Here is a 24,354-nt window from a genome sequence, read left to right on the forward strand (position 1 = left end):
TTAACCGGCATTTTTGTTGCATGTACCATCCGGTTAACCTAAAATGAATAGCGCTAACATTTTATGAGTGTGAAGGATTTATGCAACCAAGTCAACACGCTTTACCCCGTTATGTGGCGGCCGCCCTGGCATGCTGTTTCGCCGCTGGTTTGATGCACGCGGCAGCCGCCGCACCACCGTCAACGCGGCACTGGGTGGCGAGTTGGGGTGCGGCGCAGCAAATTCCTGATAGCGCAAACCAATTGGCGGCCGAACACTGGCGCGACGCCAGCCTGCGGCAGACCGTCCATCTCACTCTGGGCGGCCAGCAGTTCCGGGTCCGCGTCAGCAATCTGTATGGCACCGCACCATTGGTGCTTGACGGCGCCAGCGTGGCGCTGGCCGAGGCGCCCGGCCAGCCCGGCGTCCTGGCCCCTACCGTGCGCCCGCTGACCTTCGGCGGCAGCGCATCGGTGACCATTCCGGCCGGCGCGGAATACTATAGCGACGCCGTCGCGATGGAGGTGAAGCCGGCCGCCGACCTGGCGGTATCGTTGTATTTCAAGGGCGAGCCGGCACGCCAGACCAGCCATAACGGCGCGCGCGCCACCACCTTCCTTGCCAGCGGCAACCGCGTGATGGACGCCGCCTGGCCCGAAGCCGGCAAGGTCACCCGCTGGTATTCGATCAGCGATGTCGAAGTGCTGGCGCCGCGCGGCGCCGGCGCGCTGGTCGCCATCGGCGACTCGATCACCGACGGCTACGGCATCCCCAACGACAGCAACACGCGCTGGCCGGACGTGCTGGCGGCGCGTCTGCGCGACAACGGCCACACGTTGGGCGTGGTCAATGCCGGCATCGGCGGCGGCCGCATGCTGAAGGACGGCATAGGCCCGAATCTGGCGGCGCGCTTCGACAACGATGTGATCTCGCGCGCCGGCGTCACGCATGCGTTGGTGCTGATCGGCGTGAATGACCTGGGCGTCCAGCACCGCAACGGCCCGGACACGCCGGCCGACCGCCGGCAGCTGCTGGCGGACCTGAAGCTGGCGCACCGCCAGCTGGTGCAGCGCGCGCACGCGCACGGCATCTGCGTCATCGGCGGCACCGTCACGCCCTATGCCGGCAGCGAGTACTATCACCCGGAGCCGGACAATGAGGCGGACCGCCAGGAACTGAACAACTGGATACGCTCCTCGGGCGTGTTTGACGCCGTGGCCGATTTCGACGCCGCGCTGCGCGATCCCGCGCGGCCGGCCTATATCAAGAAGGTCTACGATTCAGGCGACGGCCTGCATCCATCGCTGGCGGGCTATCGCGCGCTGGCGGAAACCGTGCCCTTGAAGGCGCTAAAAATAAAATGCGGAGACAAATAAATGATGATTGCAGCGCGCGCCGTTTTGACGGCGCTGCTGGCCAGCGCCACGCTGGCCGGCCCGGTTGCGCACGCGGCGCAGCCAGCCACCTACACCAATCCGATACTCAGCGGCTTCCACGCCGATCCTAGCATCTGCCGCGTCGGCGGCGACTACTACCTGGCCACCAGCAGCTTCGAATACTTCCCCGGTGTGCCGATCTACCACAGCAAGGACCTGGTGCACTGGCGCCAGATCGGCCATGCCCTGTCGCGCGGCAGCCAGCTGAATCTGGCCAGGACCCGCAGCTCGCAGGGCATCTACGCGCCGACGCTGCGCTGCCACGACGGCGTGTTCTACATGGTCACGACCAATATGGAAGGCGGCGGCGCGTTCTATGTGCACACCAGGGACCCGGCCGGGGAATGGTCGGAGCCGGTGTGGCTCAACGACCCGGCCTTCGCCATGGACCCGTCGCTGTTCTTCGATGACGACGGCAAGGTCTATTACACCCGCCACGGCGGCGGTGAGCGCGGCGGCGTCTATCAGGCGGAAATCGACCTGAAGGCCGGCAAGCTGCTGGAGCCGCCGCGCCTGATCTGGTCCGGCACCGGCGGCGTCTGGCCCGAGGGGCCGCACCTGTACAAGCATGACGGCCAGTACTACCTGCTGATCTCCGAGGGCGGCACCTCGTATAACCACAGCCTGACGATGGCGCGTTCATCTTCGCCGTTCGGGCCCTTCACCGCCAACCCGGCGAATCCCATTCTCACCCATCGCGACCATCCTGAACTGCCGTTGCAGGCCACCGGTCATGGCGACCTGGTACAGACGCCGGAAGGCAAATGGTGGATGCCGCTGCTGGGCATACGCCCGGTCGACAAGCGCCACCACCTGGGCCGCGAAACGCTGCTGACGCCAGTGTCGTGGAACGACAAGGGCTGGCTCACGGTGAACGACAACAAACCGCTGCAAACGGAAATGTCCGCCGCAGGCCTGCCGCCGTCGGCGCCATGGCCCGCCGAACCGGTGCGCGACGACTTCAGCGCGTCCAAGCTCGCGCTGCAATGGACGCAATTGCGCGGCCCCGGCGACGGCTTGTGGTCGCTGGGCGAACGTAAAGGATACCTGCGCCTGAAAGGCAGCAGCATCACCATGAACGACATCGCGCAGCCGGCCTTTGTGGCGCGCCGCCAGGAGCACATGCGCATGCGCGCCGCCACGCAAGTCGAGTTCCAGCCCTCGGCCGCCGTGCAGGCCGCGGGGCTGGTGCTGCGCCAGAACGAAAAGAACTACTACCAGCTGCGCATCACCGGCGCGCCGGAGCGCCGCGTCGAGCTGGTGTCGCGCACCGGCGGCGTAACCACGCTGACCGCGTCCGCCCCGCTGCCTGCCGGTCCGGTAACGCTGCAGGTGGAATCGTGGCCGGACCGCTACGCCTTCAGCTATGGCAGCGCCGGCGCGCCACTCAAGCAAATTGGCGCTACATTGCCGACCGCGCCGCTGTCGTCCGAATCGGCCGGCGGGTTCACCGGCGTCTTTATAGGCATGTACGCCGAAGGCGCGCAAGCGGGACAGGCCAAGCCAGCGGCCGATTTCGCGTGGTTCGACTACACCCCACTGGAAAAATAACGATATGAGACAACGTGTTTTCGCCGCAGGGGCCATGCTGGTGGCCCTGCTCTGTCACGCCCTGCCCGCGCAGGCGCTGGGCCAGAGGAAACTGGCCTGGTTCGATCAACCGCCCGCCGACGCGGTGGCGCTGGCCCGCAACGGCCAGGCCGCCAGGATGTATGTCGATCCGGCCGACCATGCCGGCGTGCTGCGCGCGGCCGGCGACCTGCAGGCGGACATCACGCGCGTCAGCGCCGCCAGGCCGGTGCTGGCGCGCGGCGGCAAGCCCGCCGGTGCGGACGTGGTCATCATCGGCACCGTCGGCAAGAGCGCCTTGATCGACCAGTTGATCGCCGACGGCAAGCTCGATGTCTCGGCCATCAAGGGCAAATGGGAAGGCTGGCAGGTGCAAACCTTGCGCAAGCCGCTGCCGGGCGTCGAGCGCGCACTGGTGATCGCCGGCAGCGACAAGCGCGGCACCATCTTCGGCATCTACGAGATGTCCGAGCAGATCGGCGTCTCGCCATGGAACTGGTGGGCGGATGTGCCGGCGGCGAAGCACGCCAATGTCTACGCCTCGGCCGCCGCCGCAGTCAGCGACGCGCCGGTGGTGCAGTATCGCGGCATTTTCCTCAACGACGAGGCGCCGGCGCTGACCGACTGGGTCAAGCAGCGCTACGGCGGCTTCAATCACCAGTTCTACGAAAAAGTATATGAACTGATCCTGCGCATGCGCGGCAACTACCTGTGGCCGGCCATGTGGGGCAAGGCTTTCTACGACGACGACAAGCTAAACGGCAAGGTGGCCGATGAATACGGCGTCGTCATCGGCACCTCGCACCACGAGCCGATGATGCGCGCGCACGACGAATGGCGCCGTTACGGCGAGGGCAAGCCGTGGGATTACAACCGCGCGCCGCAAGCGCTGCGCGAATTCTGGACGCAAGGCCTGCGCGTATCGCAAGGCCAGGAAAAGCTGATTACGCTGGGGATGCGCGGCGACGGCGACGAGCCGATGTCGGAAGGCGCCAACGTGGCGCTGCTGGAGCGCATCGTGGCTGACCAGCGCAAGATCATCGCAAAAGAGATCAACCCGGATGTCACCAGGGTGCCGCAAGTATGGGCGCTCTACAAGGAAGTACAGGAGTATTACGAGAAAGGCATGCGCGTGCCGGACGACGTGATGCTGCTGTGGTGCGACGACAACTGGGGCAATATCCGCCGCCTGCCGACCGCCGATGAGCGCAAGCGCGCCGGCGGCGCCGGCATCTACTACCACTTCGACTATGTTGGCGGGCCGCGTTCGTACAAATGGATCAACGTCACGCCGCTGCCGAAGGTGTGGGAGCAGATGCACCTGGCATGGCGGCACCAGGCCGACCGCATGTGGATCGTCAACGTCGGCGACCTGAAGCCGATGGAAGTGCCGATCGAGTTCTTCCTCACCTATGCGTGGAATCCCGCAGCCTGGCCGGCCGCGCGCCTGCCGGAGTACCTGAAGCTGTGGGCCACGCGCGAGTTCGGGCCTGAGCACGCGGACGATATCGCCGACATCGTGGCCAAATACGCCAAGTACAACGGCCGCCGCAAGCCGGAGCAACTGGAGCCGGACACCTATAGCCTGGTCAACTACAACGAAGCGCAGCGCATCGTCGATGACTACAACGCCATCGCGGCGCGCGCCGGGAAGATTTCCGCCGCCCTCCCCGCCAGCCGGCGCGACGCCTTCTTCCAGCTGGTGCTGTATCCGGTAAAGGCCAGCGCCGTGGTGAACGAGCTGTATGTCAGCGCAGGCCTGAACCATCTGTACGGCGCGCAGGGCCGCGCCGCCACCAACGAGCTGGCGGCGCGCGCGCGGGCGCTGTTCGCGGAAGACGCGGAGCTGGCGCGCCGCTATCAGGAAGACATCGCCGGCGGAAAATGGCGTCACATGATGTCGCAGACGCACCTGGGCTACACCTACTGGAACCAGCCGCCGCGCAACGTCATGCCGCCGGTGACGCAGATGCAGGTGCCGAAGGCCGCCGACATGGGAGTGGCGGTGGAAGGCAGCGAGCTGGCATGGCCGGGCCGCGAAACAGGCACGCTTAGCCTGCCGGCGCTGGATGTCTTCGAGAAGCAGGCGCGCTTCATCGATGTCTTCAATCGCGGCCAGCAGCCATTCGACTATACGATCAGCGCCAGTGAGCCGTGGGTCACCATCGACAAGCCGGCCGGCAAGGTGGCCAGCCAGCAGCGCGTATTCATCGGCGCACGCTGGGCCCAGGCGCCGGAAGGCGCCAGCAGCGCCACGCTGACCATCAGCGGCGCGGGCGTCAAGACCATGGTGAAAGTCCCGCTGCGCAAGCCGGCCGGCGCGGCGGCGATGAAAGGGTTTATCGAGACGGCCGGCGTGGTGTCGATGGAAGCGGAACACTACGCGCGCGCCGTGGCGACGGACAAGCGCAGCTGGCTGAAGATTCCTGACCACGGCCGTACGCTGTCCGGCATGACCACGCTGCCAGCGGACGCGCCAGCCGGCGAGCAGCCGCGCATGCGGCTGGAATACGACATGCAGCTGTTCAGCGCCGGCAAGGTGGAAGTGCAGGCGACACTGGCGCCGACGCAGAAATTCCAGCCAGGCGCCGGCCTGCGCTACGCGATATCCATCGATGACGAAGCGCCGCAAATCATCAACATCCATGCAGACGCCAGCGAAAAGGCATGGGAACGCACGGTATCGGACGGCGCCACGGTGCTCGTCTCGCAACACCAGGTCGACAAGCCGGGCAAGCACACGCTGAAGTTCTGGGCGGTCGATCCGGGACTGGTGCTGCAAAAGCTGGTGGTCAACACCGGCGGCCAGCGTTCCAGCTATCTGGGGCCGCCGGAAAGCCCGCGCCAGTAAGCGATCACCCAGCCGCGCGCGGCGGCATCGCTTTGAGGGCGGAAGCGATGGCGTCGCGCAGCGGCTTGGCGCGCAGTTCATCATCGAACGGCGCCGGCCGCATCTGGTTGCCGTCGGTGCGCGAGATATCCTTCATGCGCTGCAGCCAGCTGGCGTCATCCACCATCCCCCACATCAGGAAGTCGCGGCACTGGCGGTAGCTCAGCGTCACGTCCAGATAATCCTTGGCCAGCGCCGCCACGCCGGCATCGCGCACCGCCAGTTCGGCCGGCAGCTTGCGGTCGTTGACATCGAACTCGGTGATCAGCAGGTTGTAGCCCATGCCGGTCACTTCGTCGAGGAACTTGCGCCATTCGCGCTGGCGCGAGCTGTCGCTCAAATCGTCCACGGAGCTGATATGGCTCTGCATTCCCAGCGCGTGGACCGGCGTGCCGCGCGACTTCAGGTCGTGCAGCAGCTTTAGCACGCCGGCGCGATGCTTGTCGCTCCATTTTCCGGGCACCATGTAGTCGTTGTACACCAGCTCCGCGTGCGGCGCGCGCTCCTGCGCCAGCCGGAAGCACAAATCGATCTGCTCGACCGCGCCCAGGCGCTCGGTGAAGACATTCTTGCGCAGCTCGCCGGTCTTCGGGTCCACCGCTTCGTTGACCACATCATAGCTATAGATCAGCGAACCGAAATGGTTGCATACGGTTGCGATGTGCCGGCGCAGCAGCGCTTCCGCCATCTCGGCCGGCTGCGCGCCAAAGTCGAATTCATTGACCCACTTCGGCATCCACCGGGCTTCCTGCCACACCAGGTTATGCCCGCGTATCAGCATGCCCTGCTCCTGCGCCCATGCGTACATCTCGTCGGCGCGCTCGAAGTTATAGGTTCCGGCGCGCGGCGCCAGCGACAGCCACTTTCCTTCATTCTCGGCCACCATCATATTGCATTCGCGCGCCATCAGGGCCTTGTAGGCCGGGTCCTTGAATTTGCGCGCGCCGATCGCATTGCCGACGTTCAGCCCCTTGCGCTTGCCCAGCGCTTTCAACGGCTCCGGCATTTCCGCGGCATGCAGCGGCAGCAAGCCGCCGGCCGCCATCAGCGCCAATACGCCACGACGGGAAATCTTCATTTTTGTCTTACTCCTTGGTCAAAATGTTTGCTAACATCGTGGCATAATTAAATGATTACGCTACCATAAAACTCACAACACACTAAAAACACTGGAGACATGATGCGATTTTCCTTGTCCGCCGCCCTCGCGGCGCTGCTGATTAACAGTCGCTGCGGCGGCATCCGCAACCGCACCACCGGCCAGCGAGGACGGCTACGACCTGTGGCTGCGCTACCGCCCACTCGACCGCGCCGCCCAGGCCCGCGTGCAGGCGCAAGCCCGCAGCATCGTGCTGCCCGGCCCCGCCACGCCGACCACGCAAGCGGCGCTGGACGAATTGCAAAAAGGCCTGGGCGGCTTGCTCGGCCGCGCACCTGCGCCGGCCGCCCGCATCAGCGACGGCGCCCTGCTGCTGGCCACGCCCGCGCGTCTTCCAGAGCTGCATGCTAACGCATCGCCGCTGCGCACGGAACTGGCGGCGATGGGGAACGAAGGATATCTGCTGCGCCAGACCCGCGTGCAAGGCCACAACGTCACGCTGATCGCCGCCAACAGCGACATCGGCCTGCTGTACGGCGCCTACGCCTGGCTACGCGACGCCGCCACCGGCGCCAGGCCGGAGGCCTCGTCGGCGCCAACGCTGCAACTGCGCCTGCTGAACCACTGGGATAACCTGAACCGCACCGTGGAACGCGGCTACTCCGGCCAGTCGATCTGGGACTGGTGGGCGCTGCCGGACATCAAGGACCAGCGCTACACCGACTATGCGCGCGCCAACGCCTCGCTGGGCATCAACGGCACGGTGCTCAACAACGTCAACTCCAAGCCGGAGGTGCTGACCGCGCCGTTCATCGCCAAAGCCGCCGCCATCGCCGACGTGCTGCGCCCTTACGGCATCAAGGTCTATTTATCGGCGCGCTGGTCGACGCCGCTGGAACTGAAGGAAACCGGCACCGCCGACCCGCTGTCGCCGGAAGTGCAGGCGTGGTGGAAGCGCAAGGCCGACGAGATCTATAAAGCCATTCCGGACTTCGGCGGCTTTGTCGTCAAGGCAAACTCCGAAGGCCAGCCAGGCCCGCAAGACTATCACCGCACGCACGCCGACGGCGCCAACATGCTGGCCGCCGCGCTGGCGCCGCACAAGGGCATCGTTATGTGGCGCGCCTTCGTCTACGCGCCGAAAGGCACGCACCTCGGCGAGGACCGCGCCAAGCAGGGCTTCGACGAATTCAAGCCGCTGGACGGCCAGTTCGCGCCGAATGTGCTGGTACAGGTAAAGAACGGCGCCATCGACTTCCAGCCGCGCGAGCCGTTCCACCCGCTGTTCGGCGCCCTGAAAACGCCGGTCATGATGGAGTTCCAGATCACCAAGGAGTACCTGGGCTTCTCAACCGACATGGCCTACCTGGGCACGATGTTCGAGGAAACCCTGCAAGCCGACACCATGACCGCGCCGGGCGGCCGCACCGTCGCCAGAACGCTGAGCGGCATCGCCGGCGTGTCGAACATCGGCACGGACCGCAACTGGGCCGGCTCGCACTTCGACCAGGCCAACTGGTACGCCTACGGGCGCCTGGCCTGGAACCAGCAAGGCAAGGCCAGGGATATCGCCGCCGAATGGGCCGCCCTCACCTTCGGCCCGGACCAGCGCGTGGTCGCGCCGATCGTCGACATGATGATGAAGTCGCGCGAAACGGTGGTCAACTACATGACGCCACTGGGCCTGCACCACATCATGGGCACCGGCCACCACCACGGCCCCGGCCCGTGGATCGACAATCTGGAGCGCCCGGACTGGAACCCGACCTACTACCACCGCGCCAGCCGCGACGGCATCGGCTTCGACCGCACCGCCAAGGGCAGCAACGCGCTGGAACAGTATGCGCCGGAGATCGCCCGCCAGTACAGCGATCCGAAAACCACGCCGGAGCAGTTCCTGCTGTGGTTCCACCACCTGCCATGGGACTACAGGATGCAGTCCGGCCGCACGCTGTGGAACGAGCTGCTGGCCCACTACGACAAGGGCCTGGCCGACGCCCGCGCCCTGCATGCGCAATGGGTGGCGCTCAAGCCACTGATCGACGCGCGCCGCCACGCCGAGGAGGAACAGCGCCTGGCGCGCCAGGTGGCCAACGCCGTGCTGTGGCGCGATGCCTGCATCGCCTACTTCCAGTCGGTGTCCGGCCTGCCGCTGCCGGCCGGCGTAAAAGCGCCCGCGCAATCGCTGGAATATTATAAATCCGTGACTTTCCCCTACGCGCCAGGCCATTGGTAAGCCCCGCTTGTGGTAAAGTCCGGGGCTTAACATAGCTTAATTATCAACAGAGGACAGATGACAAAGAATAAGGTGAAACCGGCGCCAGTACCGGCCGCGCAGATCCGCTCGCAGGCGCCGACCATGGCCGACGTGGCCGAACTGGCAGGCGTATCCCCGATGACGGTGTCGCGCGTGATGAACGGCGATACCAACGTCCGCGAAAAAACCCGCAACCGCGTCGATGCGGCTGTCGCTGCCCTCAACTACGTTCCCAACCAGGCGGCGCGCCGCCTGGCCGGCTCGCGCCCGATCCGCGTCGGCTTCCTGTACTCGAATCCGTCGGCGGGCTACCTGAGCGAGTTCCTGGTCGGCCTGCTGAACCAGGCCAGCCCGAATAACGTGCAGCTGGTGGTGGAAAAGTGCGAGGCCGATGAACATGGCGTCGAACAGGCGCGCCGCCTGATCGCCAATGGCGTCGACGGCATCATCCTGCCGCCGCCGCTGTGCGACACGCGCAACCTGATCGACCTGATCGCCGCTTCCGGCACGCCGGCCATCACCGTCGCCTGCGGCCAGCCCGACCCGCGCGTGGGCGGCGTCAGCATCGACGACTACCAGGCCGCGTATGCGATGACCTGCCACCTGATCGCGCTGGGCCACCAGCGCATCGGCTTCGTCATCGGCCACCCGAACCAGAGCGCCAGCGCGCGCCGCCTGGCCGGCTTCAAGGCCGCGCTGGCGGACAAGCATATGCAGCTGGCGCCGGAACTGATCGTGCAGGGCCTGTTCACCTACCGTTCCGGCCTGGACGCGGCCGAGAACATGCTGTCGCTCGACCAGCGCCCGACCGCCGTTTTCGCCAGCAACGACGACATGGCGGCCGCCGTTGTCGCCATCGCCCATCGCCTCGGCCTGGACGTGCCGGGCGACCTGACGGTGGCGGGCTTCGACGATACCGCGCTGGCCACCACCATCTGGCCGGAGCTGACCACGGTGCGCCAGCCGATTACCGACATGGCGGAGGAAGCGGTGCAGATCCTGGTACGCCTGATCCGCGCCCAGCGCAACGGTACGCCGGAGGCGCCCAGCCACGTGGTCATCGAACACACGCTTGTGCGCCGCCAGTCGGACGCCGCGCCGCGCCTGCGCCCTTCCACCAAGATTGCCAGCAAAGTGAAATCATGAAAAAAACCGGTCTGCTGCTGCTCTCCTCGATGCTTGCCGTGTCGGCCCACGCCGCGCCGCAGGTCGCCACCGCCAACGGCATGGCCGAAGGCACGCTGGAAGCGTCTGGCGTGGCCTCGTACAAGGGGATTCCGTACGCCGCGCCGCCGGTCGGCCAGTTGCGCTGGAAAGCGCCGCAGCCGGCGGCGAAGTGGCAGGGAGTGCTCAAGGCGGACCGCTTCGGCGCGCGCTGCATGCAGCTGCCGCTGTATGGCGACATGGTGTTCCGCTCGAACGGCGTCAGCGAAGACTGCCTGTTCCTCAACGTCTGGACGCCGGCCAGGTCGGCGCAGGAAAAGCTGCCGGTGCTGGTGTACTTCTACGGCGGCGGCTTTGCGGCCGGCGACGGCTCCGAGCCGCGCTACGACGGCGAAAGCATGGCCGCCAAAGGCATCGTCACGCTGACCGTCAATTACCGCCTGAATGTATTCGGTTTCCTGGCCCACCCGGCGTTGAGCAAGGAGGCGCCGCACCGCTCCTCCGGCAACTACGGCCTGATGGACCAGGCGGCGGCGCTGCAATGGGTAAAGCAGAATATCGCGGCCTTCGGCGGCGATCCGTCGCGCGTGACGATTGCCGGCGAATCGGCCGGTTCGTATTCGGTCAGCGCGCAGATGATCAACCCGCAGGCGAAGAACCTGATCGCCGGCGCCATCGGCGAAAGCGGCTCGCTGCTCGGCCTTAACGAGCCGGCCAGCCTGGAAAGCGCGGAACAGAAAGGCGCCGGATTCGCCCGCTCGATCGGCGCGCCGGCGCTGGCGACGCTGCGCAAGCTGCCGGCGCAAAAGCTGCTGGAATCGGCCCAGGCCTCGGGCATCTGGTTCTCCGCCATCCGCGACGGCTATGTGATCCCGCGCGCGCCGGTGGCAATGTACGAGGCCGGGCAGCAGGCCAGGGTGCCGCTGCTGGCCGGCTGGAACTCGCAGGAAGGCCATTACAGGCAAATCTTCAAGGACAACGAGCCAAGCGAGGCACTGTTCGCCGAACACCTGCAGAACCTCTACGGCGACAAGGCGGCGGCGGCGCGGCTGGCCTACGGCGGCGAGGTAAAACAGGCGGCCACCCACCTCGCCAGCGACCTGTTCATCGGCCATGGCGCCTGGAAGTGGATCGACACGCATGCGCGCACCAGCGGCAAGCCCGTGTACCGCTATTACTACACGCACGCGCGTCCCGGCCAGGAAGGCGCGGCGCATGCGGTGGAGATCGAATACGCGCTGGGCAACCTGGCGACGAATAAAGTATATGCGTGGACCGCGGAAGATTATGCGCTTTCCGCGCAGATGCAGGACTACTTCGCCAACTTCGTCAAGACCGGCAACCCCAATGGCGCCGGCCTGCCGGAATGGCCGCAAGCCGGCAACGGCGCGGCCTCCGGGCCTGCGCGCCTGATGCGCCTCGGGGTGCCGTCGGCCGCCGCCAGTGCCGACGACGAGGCGCGGCAGCGCTTCCTCGACGCCGGGGCCAGGCGCTGATAATGCAACAGGTTTGTATTTTATTGTATCAGCAGGTAATCGCTTGAAAAGCTGCTATACAATTTATCCTCTTATCATGAGGAAACAAACCCTATGCAAAAGAAGCTTGGCTTACTGGCCCTCTGCCTGACGGTGTCCGCCTACGCGGCGGAACCTTTTGACGACAAATTCCGTCAGCTCGAAGAAATCCTGCCAACGCCTAACGCCTACCGCACCGCCTCCGGTGCGCCGGGCCACGCCTACTGGCAGCAGCGCGCCGACTACACCATCAGCGCATCGCTGGACGAAGCCAAGCGCGCCATCACCGGCAGCGAGCAAATCACCTATCACAATAACTCGCCCGACACGCTGGGCTACCTGTGGGTGCAGCTCGACCAGAACATCTACAGGAAAGACTCCGACGCCCGCATGATGCTCACCCAGCCTTCGCGCGAGGCGTGGTCCAAGCCGGCGTCGCCGGAAGACGGCTACAAGTTCGAAGGCATGCGCGGCATCCTGGCCGGCCGCGAGTTCGACGGCGGCTTCAAGATCAAGGCCGTGGCGGCCGGCGGCCAGCCGCTGAAGTACGTCATCAACCGCACCATGATGCGCATCGACCTGCCGCAGCCGCTGAAGTCGGGCGAGAAGTTTGTCTTCAATATCGACTGGTCCTACAACATCAACGAGCAGAAGGTGCTGGGCGGCCGTTCGGGCTACGAGCATTTTGACGAAGACAAGAACGACCTGTTCGAAATCGCCCAGTGGTTCCCGCGCATGGCGGCTTATTACGATGTCTACGGCTGGCAGCACAAGCAGTTCCTCGGCTCGGGCGAGTTCACGCTGGAATTCGGCGACTACGATGTGCAGCTGACCGTTCCCGCCGACCACGTGGTGGCCTCCACCGGCGCGCTGCAAAACCCGAACGAGGTGCTGAGCGCCACCCAGCGCCAGCGCCTGGAAAAGGCCAGGACCGCGACCGCGCCGGTGGTCATCGTCACCCAGGAGGAAGCGACGCAGGCCGAGAAATCGCGCAGCAGCTCCACCAAGACCTGGCACTTCAAGGCCAGCAACGTGCGCGACTTCGCATGGGCGTCGAGCCGCAAGTTCATCTGGGACGCGCAAGGCTACAAGAAGGATTCCACCGACGTGCTGGCGATGTCCTACTATCCGAAGGAAGGCAACCCGCTGTGGGGCAAGTACAGCACCCAGGCCATCATCCACACCATCGACAAGTACAACAAGTACAGCTTCGACTATCCGTATCCGACCGCGATCTCGGTCAACGGCCCGGTGGGCGGCATGGAATACCCGATGATCTCGTTCAACGGCCCGCGCCCGACCAAGGACAAGAAAACCGGCCAGCTGACCTGGTCGCAGCAGACCGAGCATGGCCTGATCGGCGTGATCATCCACGAAGTGGGCCACAACTACTACCCGATGATCATCAACTCGGACGAACGCCAGTGGACCTGGATGGACGAAGGCCTGAACACCTTCGTGCAGTACCTCGCCGAGCAGGAATGGGAGGACGGCTATCCTTCGCGCCGCGGTGAGCCGCGCAACATCGTCGACTACATGAAGAGCCGCAACCAGGTGCCGATCATGACCAACTCGGAATCGGTGCTCCAGCTGGGTAACAACGCCTACGCCAAGCCGGCGACTGGCCTGAACATCCTGCGCGAGACCATTCTGGGCCGCGAACTGTTCGACTACGCCTTCCGCGAATACGCGCAGCGCTGGAAATTCAAGCGCCCCACCCCGGCCGACTTCTTCCGCACCATGGAAGACGCTTCCGGCACGGACCTTGACTGGTTCTGGCGCGGCTGGTTCTACACCACCGATCCGGTGGACATCAGCGTCGATGGCATCACCGAATACGGCGTGAGCACCAAGAATCCGGAAACCGAAAAGGCCTGGAAAAAGGCGCAGAAGGACGCGCAGCCGGTGTCCCTGTCGGAGCAGCGCAACAAGGCCCTGCCGAAGCGCGTGGACGCGCATCCGGAGCTGAAGGACTTCTATAACGAGCACGACGAGTTCACCGTCACCAACAAGGACCGCAACGCCTACGCCGAAGCGGTCGAGAAGCTGGAGCCGTGGGAAAAGCAGCTGCTGGCGCAGGGCAAGCACCTGTACCTGGTGGACTTCTCCAACCTGGGCGGCATGGTGATGCCGCTGGTGCTGGAGATTGAACTCAAGAGCGGCAAGAAGTACATCGAGCGCATTCCGGCCGAAGTGTGGCGCTATTCGTCGAAGAAGATCACCAAGTTGATCGTCACCGACGAGCCGATGGTGGGCCTGACCCAGGACCCGTACTGGGAAACCGCCGACATCGACACGTCCAACAACTCGTGGCCGCGCAAGGTCAGCCAGTCGCGCCTGGAACTGTTCAAGACCGAACGCGATCGCAATAACCTGATGCGCGACTTCAACACGCCGCTGAAGAAGGACGAGAAGAAGTGATGCTGCGCGCCGTTGCCGCCCTCATGCTGGCCTGCGCCGGCATGACGGCCGCCGCCCACAACTTCCACATGGGGATGGCGGACATCAGCTACAACGAGCGCACCGGCAGCACCGAGATCGTGCACACCTACACCGGGCACGATCTCACCGCGCTACTGACCGAACTGTATGGCCGCCAGTTCGACCTGGGCCGCGCGGACAGCGAAGCACCGCTGCGCCGCTACGTGGAAAAACAATTCACCATCTCCAGGGCCGATGGCAAACGCCTGCCGCTGCAATGGGTGGGCGCGCGCGTGGACGCCGACAGCGTCGTCATCTTCCAGGAAATTCCGCGGACCCGGCTGGCCAAGGGCGACCGCATACACAACGCCCTGCTGATCGACTTCCTGCCATCGCAAAAAAACACCGTCAATCTGCAAACCGATGGCGCCACCAAAACCCTCATTTTCGATCAGCGCGGCGTCGATCAAACCGCCCCTTAAGTACGCACTGCTGCTGGCCCTCGGCTGCGCCCACGCGGATGACCTGATCATGCAGCGCGTGCTGGTGGACGGCTCGCGCACCAATCAGCTCGGCGTGGCCGACGCCGCCAGCGCCGGCAGCGTTACGCAGGACGAACTGGCGGCGCGCACCGTCTACCGTCCCGGCGAGATGCTGGAGGCGGTACCCGGCCTGGTGGTCAGCCAGCATAGCGGCGAAGGCAAGGCGAACCAGTTCTATCTGCGCGGCTTCAACCTCGATCACGGCACCGACCTGCGCACCAGCGTCGATGGCATGCCGGTCAACCAGCGCAGCCACGCGCACGGCCAGGGCTGGACCGACCTGAATTTCCTGATCCCGGAACTGGCGGTGCGCCTCGATTACAAGAAAGGCCCCTACTCCGCCGAGGACGGCGACTTCGCTTCGGCCGGCGCCGCGTCGGTGGTGTATGCCAACCGCCTGCTGCGAGGTGTGGCCAGCGTCTCCGCCGGGCAGAATGGCTACGGCCGCGCGCTGCTCGCCGACTCCATTGAAACGGCGCGCGGCAGCCTGCTGTACGCCGTGGAGGCGCTGCACAACGACGGCCCGTTCACCAATCCGGACAACTACAAGAAGCACAACGCCGTGCTGCGCTACAGCGAGGGCTACGCCAACAATGGCTTCAATCTCAGCCTGATGGCCTACCAGGCCGACTGGCATGCCACCGACCAGATTCCGCTGCGCGCGGTGCAGGATCGCCAGATCGGCCGCAATGACGCGATCGACAATACCGACGGCGGCAAGGCGCATCGTTACAGCCTGTCCGGCGGCTGGCGCCGCACCGGCGAGGACAGCGCGTCGGCGGTCAACGCCTATGTGATCGCCAATCGGCTGGACCTGTGGTCCAACTTCACCTACTTCATGGACGATCCGCTGCGCGGCGACCAGTTCGCGCAGCCGGACAGGCGCGTCACCAGCGGCCTGAATGCCTCGCACAGCTGGCACCGCCACACCGGCGCCGGCAACAGCGACACCACCATCGGCGTGCAGCTACAGAACGATAATATCTTTAACGGCCTGCTCAACACGCAGGCCCGCCGCACCCTGTCGGCCACGCGCCGCGACCACATCGTCGAATCCAGCGCCGGCCTGTTTGTAGAGAACAGCACGCGCTGGAATCCGGCGTTGCGCACCGTGGTTGGTGCCCGCGTGGACGGCTATCGCTTCGATGTGCAAAGCGATCTTGCGGCCAACTCGGGCAAGGCCTACGACCACCTGCTCAGTCCCAGCCTGAGCGTGATCTATGGGCCGTGGCAGAGCGCCGAGGTGTACGCCAACTTCGGCAGCGGCTTCCACAGCAACGACGCGCGCGGCGCCACCATCGCCATCGACCCGAAGACCGGGCTGGCGGCCAGCAAGGTGACGCCGCTGGCGCGTTCGCGCGGCATGGAACTGGGCGCGCGCAGCGCCTGGCTGCCCGGCCTGCAAACAGCGCTGTCGCTATACCGGCTGGACTTCGATTCGGAGCTGGTCTACATCGGCGATGCCGGCGCCACCGAGCCCGGCCCGCCCAGCCGCCGTTATGGCGTGGAGTTCTCCAGCTACTACAAGCCGTTGAAGTACTTGTCGCTCGACCTGGACCTGGCCTATGCGCATGCGCGGGCGCGCGGCGAACAACCCGGCGGCAGCTACATTCCCGGCGCGGTCGAAGGCACCGGACAGCTGGCGGTGACGGTAAATGACGGCGGCCCGTATTCGGCATCGCTGAAGCTGCGCTACTTCGGACCGCGTCCGCTGGTCGAGGATAACAGCGTGCGCTCCAATTCCAGCCTGACGCTGAACGGCCGCTTCGGCTGGAAAATCCGCAACGACCTGGCGCTGGAACTGGAAGCGTTCAATCTCACCAACCGCCGCGACTCGGCGATCGACTACTACTATGAATCGCAGCTGAAGGGGAAGCGGCCGCCGTCGCCGGCATCCACTTCCACCCGATCGAATCGCGCTCGCTGCGGGCGACGCTGACCAAGACCTTCTGATCGATCAGCGCTTCTCGTTCAGCATGGCGAAGTCGCGCTGGTGCCAGACCGGGTAAGCCGGCGGCACCTCGCTGGCCTGTTCCAGCAGCGCGTTCTGCGCGGGCGTCAGCGACCAGCCGGTGGCGCCGATATTTTCGATCAGCTGCTTCTCGTCGCGCGCGCCGATGATGACGTTGGAGACGGTCTGCTTCCCCAGCAGCCAGTTCAGCGCGATCTGCGGGATCGACTTGCCGGTCTGCTCGGCCACCGCGTCCAGCGCATCGACGATGCGGAACAGGCGCTCCTCTTCAAAGTGCGGTCCGGTGCCGGCGATATCGTGCGCGCGCGTGCCCGGCCTGGCGGGCTGGTCGCGGCGGATTTTTCCGGTAAGCTTGCCCCAGCCCAGCGGGCTCCATACCACCGCGCCCACGCCCTGGTCTTCGGCCAGCGGCGCCAGTTCCCATTCATAGTCGCGGTTCAGCAGCGAGTAGTAGATCTGATGCGCCACATGGCGCGGATAGCCGTAGCGGTCCGAGGTCGCCAGGGATTTCATCAGGTGCCAGCCGGAGAAATTGGACGCGCCGATGTAGCGCACCTTGCCTTCGCGGACCAGCTGGTCCAGCGTGGACAGCGTTTCTTCGACCGGCGTGTTGTAGTCCTGGCCGTGCAATTGCAGCAGGTCGATGTGCTCCACCTGCAGGCGCTTCAGCGACTTGTTGACCGCCTCGATGATGTGCTGGCGCGAGGAGCCGTAATCGTTGGCGCCGTCGCCGGTGGGGAATGTCACCTTGGTCGAAATCAGCAGGCGATTGCGCTTGCCCTTGATCGCTTCGCCCAGGATTTGTTCGGCCAATCCGTCCGAGTAGACGTCGGCGGTGTCGAACATCGACACGCCGTGTTCGAGGCAGACGTCGATCAGGCGCGCGGCGCCGCCGGCGTCGGTGCTGCCCCAGGCTTTGAAGAAGTCGTTGCCGCCGCCGAATGTCGCGGTGCCGAAGCTCAGTTCAGGCACGCGCAGGCCGGATTTTCCAAGACGCTTGTGATTCATCGCATTTCTCCAGTGTGGCTCGAAAGAATTTGATTGTAGCGCGCATGGCGCAACCGCGCAGGCGGCATGCGCTGCCGGCTCGAAGCGCGCCGCGCTGTCACGCCAAGCGTGCAAGCAGGTGACAATTTCAGCCGATTCAGCGATGTTTCCTTGATAGAAAGATGTTTTTTGATTAAATTTAGCCTGGACATCCATCACAGGAACACGCAATGACCAAACACCTGAACTTCCCCGCCCTGCTTGCCGGCCTGCTGCTGGCGGTGAGCGCGGTGGCCGCGCCCGAACTGACCGAGCTGGTTCCCAACAACCCCAACGTCAAGCTGGGCAAGCTCGACAACGGTCTGACCTACTATATTGAAAAGAACGCCAAGCCGGCCCAGCGGGTCGAGTTGCGGCTGGTGGTCAGGGCCGGGTCGGTGCAGGAAGACGACGACCAGCGCGGCATGGCGCACCTGCTCGAACACATGGCCTTCAACGGCAGCAAACATTTCAAGAAGCATGAGCTGATCGCCTACCTGCAATCGATCGGCGTGCGCTTCGGCGCCGACCTCAACGCGTCCACCGGCTTCGATGCGACCATTTACATGCTGCCGATCCCCACCGACAAGCCGGACAACCTGGAACAGGGCATGACCGTGCTGGAAGACTGGGCCCACGGCCTGACGCTCACCGACAAGGACATCGACGACGAGCGCCAGATCGTGCTGCAGGAAAAGCGCATGCGCAGCGGCTACGGCCAGCGCAGCCTGGAGGCGATGCTGCCCAAGCTGGCCAACGGCTCGCGCTACCAGGACCGCCTGCCGATCGGCACCGAGGATTCGATCCTGCACGCCAGGCCGGAGGCGGTGCGGCGCTTTTACGCCGACTGGTACCGCCCCGACCTGATGGCCGTCATCATGGTCGGCGATCTCGATCCGGTCGCGGCGGAAGGCATGATCAAGCGCCACTTCAGCGGCCTGAAGATGCCGGCCAAGCCGCGCCCGCACGTCAGCTATGCGCCGGCCCCGCTGACCAGGCCGGACGCGCTGGTCTTCCTCGACAAGGAAGCGCCGTCCAATAATGTGCAGCTGTATTACGCCACCTTCGGCCGCAAGCCGCCGGAAACGGTGGGTGACTTCCGCGACGTGCTGGTGCGTCAGCTGTTCAGCCAGCTGATGAAGATGCGCTTCAGCCGCCTGACGCAGCTAGCCGAGGCGCCGTTCCTCGGCGGCGGCGCGGGCGAAAGTCCGGTGCCGTTCGGCGTCAACCAGTACGGCTTTACGGCCGCCGCCAGCGTCGGCAAGGCCGGCGTCAACGCCGCCATCGACGCGCTGGTGCAGGAAAACACGCGCGCGCGCCAGTACGGCTTCCCCGCCGCCGATTTCGACGCCGCCAGGCAGAACCTGCTGGCGTCCTACGAATACAACGCCAATGCGCGCGCCACGCGCGACTCCGCCGCCGTGCTGGGCACCTACATCCGTCACTTCCTGGCCGGCGGCGCCATCCCCGGCGCCGACAAGGAGCACGAGTACGCCAAGGCGCTGGTGCCGGCCATCACGCTGGACGAAGTCAACGCCTACGCCCGGAGCATCATCCCGGCCGCGCCGCCGAAGCTGGTGCTGTACTCGGCGCATGCCAACAGCGTCGCCGCCGGCCAGGCCGCGCCGACCGGCGCCGAACTGCTGGCGCGCGCCGAGGCCGCCGCCAGGCTGGCGGTCGCCAAGGCCGACGACAAGCCGCTGCCGGCCAATCTGATGAGCTACAAGCCCGAGCCGGGCAGCATCGTCGCCCACAGCGAAGACCAGGCGCTGGGCGTGACCACGCTGACGCTGTCGAACGGCGTCAAGGTCCTGCTCAAGCCGACCGACTTCAGCAAGGACAAGGTGCTGATGCTGGCCGTGCGTCCGGGCGGCTTGTACGCGCTGCCGGAAGCCGACAAGCCAAGCGCCCGCTTCGCCAGCGCCGTGCAGAATGCGATGGGGGTCGGCTCCTATACGCCAGCCGACCTGCAACGCGTGCTGGCCGGCAAAGCCGTTGCCATCAGCGCACAGCTGATGCCGTATGCCGACCAGGTGGCCGGCAGCAGCCGCACCGGCGACATCGAATCGATGCTGCAACTGAACTACCTGTCCGTCACCAGCCCGCGGCGCGACGAAAACCTGTTCCGTTCCTTCGTGAGCCGTGGCGCCGAGGCCGTGCGCAACCGCTCCGCCATGCCGGAAATGCGCTTTGCCGAGGCGCGCATGAAGACCGTCTACGGCAACCACCCGCAGCTCGACCTGCCGCCCAAGCCGGCCGACTTCGAGGCGCTGAACCTGGACCGCACGCTGAACCTGCAACGTGCGCGCATGTCGAGCGCCAAGGGCATGACCTACATCTTCGTCGGCGACTTCGAGATCGAGAAGATCAAGCCCCTGCTGGCCACCTATGTGGCGACGCTGCCGGTGGCCGACCTGCCGCTGACGTTCCGCGATCCCGGCATCCGCCAGGTGCGCGGCGTGGTGCGGCAGGAGGTCAAGGCCGGCGTGGAGCAAAAGAGCCAGGTGGTATTCGACTTCGGCGGCGACGTCGAATACAACTACGCCCAGTCCTGGCCGCTGGGCCTGCTGGCCGACGTGCTGAACCTGCGCATCACCGACGAGTTGCGCGAAAAGCAAAAGCTGGTCTACTCCGGCAACGCCAGCGTGCGCTACGAGAAGACGCCGCGCGGCGCCTATGGCTTCGCCATTATGCTGCCGACCTCGCCGCAGAACGCAGAGAAAGTCGAGGCGGCGGTCTGGGGCGAAATCGAGCGCCTGCAAGCCAGCGGACCGGCGGCGGATGACCTGAACAAGGTCAAGCAGGCCCGCCTGCAATCCTATCGGCGCGCGCTGCGCGAGGACGGCTACTGGCTGAACCACCTGCGCCAGGGCGTGCTGGAAGAAAGGGATCCGCACGAAATCCTGAAAATCGAGCAACGCATCAACGACGTGACGGCCGACGACATCAAGGCCGCCGCGCAGCGCTTCCTCGACCGCAAGAATTACGTGGAAATGGTGCTCAAGCCGGAGGACGCCAATTAAGCCTGCTGCCCCGCTACGCCGCTGCGCCGCAGCGGTCAGCGCCGGCCGTCCATGGCCGACTTCACGGCGGTCAGAAAGCTCTCGCTGACCGCCAACAGCTGACCGCATCGCAACGCCAGCACATGGCCGCCTTCCGGCGTCTGCCTCAGCGCCAGCAATTCGCTGCGCCTGACGAGTGTGCGGCGATGGATGCGCAGGAATTGGCCGGGATCGAGGTAGCGCATCAGCTCCGTCAACGTAGTCCGGTGCAGCAGCTTGCGCTGCGCCAGATGCAGTGCGACGTAATTGCTGGCCGTCTCCATCCACAGGACGTCGTCCAGCGCGACCTTCTCCATCCGCCCAACCGAACGAACAATCAGCTCATTCCAATAGCCGGGCGCCGGATCGGTAAACTGGCGCAACGCCCGCGCATAGGTGGCGCGCTGCTGCAACAGCTGCTGCGCCCGCTCGACCGCCTGGCGCAGGCGCTGCTCGCTGACCGGCTTGACCAGGTAGTCGAGCGCATGCACGTCGAACGCGTCCAGCGCGTGCCCCCGGTGCGCGGTCACGAAGACGATCAGCGGCGGCGCCTCCTGCAAGCTCAGCACGCGGGCCATTTCCAGTCCCGATTCCACCGGCATCTGCACATCAAGCAACAGCAGATCGACCTCGGTTGCCTGCATCAACGCGCGCGCGCTGGCCGCGCTGGCGCATTCGCCGGCCACCACCCAGTCGTGAAACGGCGCCACGGCGTGGCGCAGGTTGGTGCGGGCATGCGCCTCATCGTCCACGATCAATATGCTGAACGGCATCGTCAGTCCTCCAGCTGGCGCGGCAGCCGCAAGGTGGCCACAAAGCGTCCGTCCGCGCGCGCCGTGTGCAGCGCGGCCTTGTCGCCGTAGGCGAGCTTCAACCGGGCCCGAATCCCGCGCAAGCCGATGCCCAGTCCCGCTGACGGCGCCGAGTGCGCATAGATCGGATTGCTGACCTGGGCCAGCAGAACATCGGCGTCCAGCGCAAACGTGACACGAATGTCGCTACGCTGCTCGTGGCACTCAAGGTCGTGGCGCAACGCGTTCTCGACCAGGGGCTGCAACAGCATGGGCGGGCACTCGATGTCATCGTCCAGCAGATGCTCGCCTTCGATGTCGATCTGCAGCCGGGCGCCGAAGCGCAAATGCTGCAGTTCCAGATAATCCCGCACGAATTGCAGCTCCTGCCTGAGGCTGATCCAGTCGCGTTCGCTGCTTAACAAGGCGTACTGCAACAGGTCGCCCAGGCGGCCCAGCCCGTCGAGCGCCAGCGTCTTGTCGTCGGTCCGCACCATGGCGCCGATCGCGCTCAGCGTGTTGAATATGAAATGCGGCTCCAGCTGGCCGCGCAAGGCGGCCAGACGCTGCCGCTCCAGCGACAGGCGGACCTCCGCCAATTCGTTGCTTTGCTGCCGGTGCCGCTGCCACAGCAAGCTCGCCACCACCACGCCAAACGCCAACGACAACAGCACAAACACCACGAACCATTCAAACTTGTCCATGGACACCCAGTAATGCCAGGCGTTTGCCAGTGTCGGCGCGAGGTCGAACTTGAAGCAGCGGCGGTAGGCCAGGCCGAGCATCGCCAGCGGCCAGCCGAGGGCCATGTACACCACGTAGCCATACGAGATGCGGCGGCGGGTAGCCAGCCAGTCCGGATGGCGCAGATAGACCAGGTAGAGCAGATAGCTCTGCACCATCATCGCCGCGTAGCCGCACCACCAGCCCAGCGTCATCATCCAGTAGCTGCGCAGGTCGCGGTAGTGTTCGGCATCGCCGTAGGTGCTGAAGCCGGCCACCGCACACAATAGCGTCCATAGGCCAAAGTTAATCAGGAAAGCGCGGAATGGACCGGACATGGCGGAGGATGAATGCATGGGCGGAAGTATACCAGCGCCTTGCCGGCCATTCGTCCCTGATCTGGCGGCGTTCATCACACTGTCCGGCATCCGTCCCGCCGGCGCCGGGGCTGGTCACACGAGCATATGACCGCAAGTGCGGGCGCGGTAGCGTGACGGCTTTCCAACTTCCTGACCGACATCATGCGTTTCCCCGGCCTGTGCGTATTGCCCTCACTTGCTCTCAGTCTCGCCGCCATGGCAAGCGAGGACACCTCTTCCCTGCAAACCATCGAAGTCAATGGCCCCGGCAGCAACCAGCTGCGCCGGGACGACGCCATGGGACGTGTCATCCTCGGCCGCGCGGAACTGGGGCGCTACGGCGACAGCACGCTGGCCGACGTCCTCAAGCGCCAGCCCGGCCTCAGCGTCGCCGGGGGCGAGATCCGCATGCGCGGCCTCGGTGGCGGCTATACCCAGATCCTCATCGACGGACAGCCGGCCCCCGCCAGCTTTGACATTTCAACGCTGTCCCCCGACCTGATCGAGCGAGTGGAAATACAGCGCAGCGCCCAGGCCGATGCAAGTTCGCAAGCGGTGGCCGGTTCGCTAAACCTCATATTGCGCAAGACGGCGGGTCCGCGCAGGACCACGGCAAAAGTCAGCGCCGAGCGGCAAGGCGCGGAAATCTCGCCCGCCGCCACCGTGCAGTGGAGTGCGGGCGGCGGTGCGGCAGGCTACGGCGTCACCACCACGCTCAGCGAAACACGCCGGCGCGCGCAATCCGGCACCGACGAGCGCACGCGGGACGGCGGCGTCACGTCCCTGCACCGGCTGCACGACGACGATGAAGTGCGCACCCGCCGCATCAATGCCGCGCCCCGCGTCGATCTGAAGCTTGACGCTGGCAATACGCTGACATGGCAAGGCTTGCTCGACCTGTCACGCGCCGACGCGCGCGGCGCACAGTCCGACCATACGCTGCAAGGCACGCCCGGCGGCTACCCCGAATCCACCTGGCACAGCCTGTCCAACAGCTGGCTGCTGAAGTCCGACCTCAGCTGGATGCAGCGGCTCGCCGCCGGCCGGCTGACGCTCAAGGCGAGCGCGGAGGCCGGCAATCGCCATGGCGACTATCTGTTCCTCGGCGCCAACGCCGCCGGCGTTCCGTGGCTGAGCCGGGCCGTCGCCTCGCGCGCACTGGAGCGGCGTGCCAGCACCAGCGGCAAATATCTGACCGGCCTGACCGCCGGGCACGATATCGCGGTCGGCTGGGAGGCCGCCGGCGTGCGCCGCGAAGAACGGCGCCATCAGCAGGACCGGGGGCCGGACAGTGTGCCTGTCTACCTGCTGCAACAGGACTACAACGCCAGCGTGCGTCAGCTTGCGCTGTTCGTGCAAGACGAGTGGACGGTGAACCGGCAACTCCAGGCCTATGTCGGCATGCGCTGGGAGGGACTGGATACCCGCACCGACGGTCCGGACCACGCCGCCACCAGTTCACGCGTGTGGAGCCCGGTGGTGCAGACGGTGTGGAAGCTGCCGCACCGTGCGCGCGACCAGTTGCGCCTGTCCCTGGCCCGTACCTACAGCAGGCGCCGCAGCCACGCGAC

The 24,354-nt window shown here is 65.6% G+C and carries 13 protein-coding genes and 2 pseudogenes; 11 read left to right on the forward strand and 4 right to left on the reverse strand.

Annotated features, from left to right (window positions below; translation table 11 throughout):
- Positions 1–242: 242 nt before the first annotated feature.
- From ACRQ5J_RS18840 to ACRQ5J_RS18850, 3 genes are read left to right on the forward strand one after another with little or no spacing between them, the layout of a single operon-like run.
- The gene (locus ACRQ5J_RS18840) at positions 243–1,355 is read left to right on the forward strand and encodes an SGNH/GDSL hydrolase family protein (protein WP_432378842.1); all 1,113 of its coding nucleotides are present in this window, start codon (positions 243–245) and stop codon (positions 1,353–1,355) included.
- Positions 1,356–2,966, forward strand: coding sequence for a glycoside hydrolase family 43 protein (locus ACRQ5J_RS18845; RefSeq protein ID WP_432378844.1), 1,611 nt, complete (start codon positions 1,356–1,358; stop codon positions 2,964–2,966).
- A 4-nt stretch (positions 2,967–2,970) separates the two neighbouring features.
- The gene (locus ACRQ5J_RS18850) at positions 2,971–5,835 is read left to right on the forward strand and encodes a glycosyl hydrolase 115 family protein (RefSeq protein WP_432378845.1); all 2,865 of its coding nucleotides are present in this window, start codon (positions 2,971–2,973) and stop codon (positions 5,833–5,835) included.
- Positions 5,836–5,839: 4 nt separating this feature from the next.
- On the opposite strand, the gene ACRQ5J_RS18855 is transcribed toward ACRQ5J_RS18850, so the two are convergent.
- Positions 5,840–6,952: an endo-1,4-beta-xylanase gene (locus ACRQ5J_RS18855; RefSeq protein WP_432378846.1), complete on the reverse strand. Its 1,113-nt coding sequence runs from the start codon at positions 6,950–6,952 to the stop codon at positions 5,840–5,842.
- Positions 6,953–7,160: 208 nt separating this feature from the next.
- Here ACRQ5J_RS18855 and ACRQ5J_RS18860 point away from each other — a divergent pair, with 208 nt between their 5' ends.
- From ACRQ5J_RS18860 to ACRQ5J_RS18885, 6 genes and pseudogenes are all read left to right on the forward strand, one after another.
- Entirely contained in the window at positions 7,161–9,209 is a 2,049-nt protein-coding gene (locus ACRQ5J_RS18860; RefSeq protein WP_432383687.1) for an alpha-glucuronidase family glycosyl hydrolase, read from the forward strand.
- A gap of 57 nt (positions 9,210–9,266) precedes the next feature.
- The gene (locus ACRQ5J_RS18865; protein ID WP_432378847.1) at positions 9,267–10,376 is read left to right on the forward strand and encodes a LacI family DNA-binding transcriptional regulator; all 1,110 of its coding nucleotides are present in this window, start codon (positions 9,267–9,269) and stop codon (positions 10,374–10,376) included.
- Complete coding sequence (locus tag ACRQ5J_RS18870) at positions 10,373–11,890, forward strand: carboxylesterase/lipase family protein (protein WP_432378849.1); 1,518 nt, start codon at positions 10,373–10,375, stop codon at positions 11,888–11,890. The genes ACRQ5J_RS18865 and ACRQ5J_RS18870 overlap by 4 nt, the downstream gene beginning before the upstream one ends.
- A gap of 93 nt (positions 11,891–11,983) precedes the next feature.
- Positions 11,984–14,329, forward strand: a complete 2,346-nt coding sequence (locus ACRQ5J_RS18875; protein WP_432378851.1) for a M1 family metallopeptidase — start codon at positions 11,984–11,986, stop codon at positions 14,327–14,329.
- Positions 14,329–14,811 carry a DUF6702 family protein gene (locus tag ACRQ5J_RS18880; protein WP_432383688.1) on the forward strand — a complete coding sequence of 161 codons (483 nt, stop codon included), beginning with the start codon at positions 14,329–14,331 and terminating at the stop codon, positions 14,809–14,811. Before ACRQ5J_RS18875 ends, ACRQ5J_RS18880 begins: the two co-directional genes overlap by 1 nt.
- A pseudogene (locus ACRQ5J_RS18885) lies at positions 14,753–16,824 on the forward strand (TonB-dependent receptor). The gene ACRQ5J_RS18880 and the pseudogene ACRQ5J_RS18885 overlap by 59 nt, the downstream one beginning before the upstream one ends.
- Before the next feature lie 4 nt (positions 16,825–16,828).
- Here the strand turns inward: ACRQ5J_RS18885 and ACRQ5J_RS18890 are convergent.
- A complete protein-coding gene (locus ACRQ5J_RS18890) occupies positions 16,829–17,851 on the reverse strand; it encodes an aldo/keto reductase (RefSeq protein WP_432378853.1) in 1,023 nt (340 codons plus the stop codon).
- A 209-nt stretch (positions 17,852–18,060) separates the two neighbouring features.
- Between ACRQ5J_RS18890 and ACRQ5J_RS18895 the strand changes: the two genes are divergently transcribed.
- Positions 18,061–20,892, forward strand: a complete 2,832-nt coding sequence (locus tag ACRQ5J_RS18895) for a M16 family metallopeptidase (protein WP_432378854.1) — start codon at positions 18,061–18,063, stop codon at positions 20,890–20,892.
- A 35-nt stretch (positions 20,893–20,927) separates the two neighbouring features.
- Here the strand turns inward: ACRQ5J_RS18895 and ACRQ5J_RS18900 are convergent, their stop codons facing one another.
- Entirely contained in the window at positions 20,928–21,683 is a 756-nt protein-coding gene (locus ACRQ5J_RS18900; protein ID WP_432378855.1) for a LytR/AlgR family response regulator transcription factor, read from the reverse strand.
- A 2-nt stretch (positions 21,684–21,685) separates the two neighbouring features.
- Positions 21,686–22,780 (reverse strand): sensor histidine kinase, encoded by a 1,095-nt coding sequence (locus ACRQ5J_RS18905; protein WP_432378857.1) that lies wholly within the window; start codon positions 22,778–22,780, stop codon positions 21,686–21,688.
- Between the two features lie 300 nt (positions 22,781–23,080).
- Here ACRQ5J_RS18905 and ACRQ5J_RS18910 point away from each other — a divergent pair.
- Positions 23,081–24,322: pseudogene (locus ACRQ5J_RS18910) on the forward strand (TonB-dependent receptor plug domain-containing protein); the annotation flags it as partial.
- Between the last annotated feature and the right edge of the window lie 32 nt (positions 24,323–24,354).

Source organism: Duganella sp. P38, assembly GCF_050859475.1.
Lineage (GTDB): Bacteria > Pseudomonadota > Gammaproteobacteria > Burkholderiales > Burkholderiaceae_D > Rugamonas.

Excerpts from the sequence above, each read along its gene's own strand:
- ACRQ5J_RS18900 (WP_432378855.1), bottom strand. The coding sequence starts at position 21,683 with ATGCCGTTCAGCATATTGATCGTGGACGATGAGGCGCATGCCCGCACC.
- ACRQ5J_RS18850 (WP_432378845.1), top strand. The coding sequence starts at position 2,971 with ATGAGACAACGTGTTTTCGCCGCAGGGGCCATGCTGGTGGCCCTGCTC.
- ACRQ5J_RS18875 (WP_432378851.1), top strand. The coding sequence starts at position 11,984 with ATGCAAAAGAAGCTTGGCTTACTGGCCCTCTGCCTGACGGTGTCCGCC.
- ACRQ5J_RS18895 (WP_432378854.1), top strand. The coding sequence starts at position 18,061 with ATGACCAAACACCTGAACTTCCCCGCCCTGCTTGCCGGCCTGCTGCTG.
- ACRQ5J_RS18880 (WP_432383688.1), top strand. The coding sequence starts at position 14,329 with ATGCTGCGCGCCGTTGCCGCCCTCATGCTGGCCTGCGCCGGCATGACG.
- ACRQ5J_RS18855 (WP_432378846.1), bottom strand. The coding sequence starts at position 6,952 with ATGAAGATTTCCCGTCGTGGCGTATTGGCGCTGATGGCGGCCGGCGGC.
- ACRQ5J_RS18890 (WP_432378853.1), bottom strand. The coding sequence starts at position 17,851 with ATGAATCACAAGCGTCTTGGAAAATCCGGCCTGCGCGTGCCTGAACTG.
- ACRQ5J_RS18845 (WP_432378844.1), top strand. The coding sequence starts at position 1,356 with ATGATGATTGCAGCGCGCGCCGTTTTGACGGCGCTGCTGGCCAGCGCC.
- ACRQ5J_RS18865 (WP_432378847.1), top strand. The coding sequence starts at position 9,267 with ATGACAAAGAATAAGGTGAAACCGGCGCCAGTACCGGCCGCGCAGATC.
- ACRQ5J_RS18870 (WP_432378849.1), top strand. The coding sequence starts at position 10,373 with ATGAAAAAAACCGGTCTGCTGCTGCTCTCCTCGATGCTTGCCGTGTCG.
- ACRQ5J_RS18905 (WP_432378857.1), bottom strand. The coding sequence starts at position 22,780 with ATGCATTCATCCTCCGCCATGTCCGGTCCATTCCGCGCTTTCCTGATT.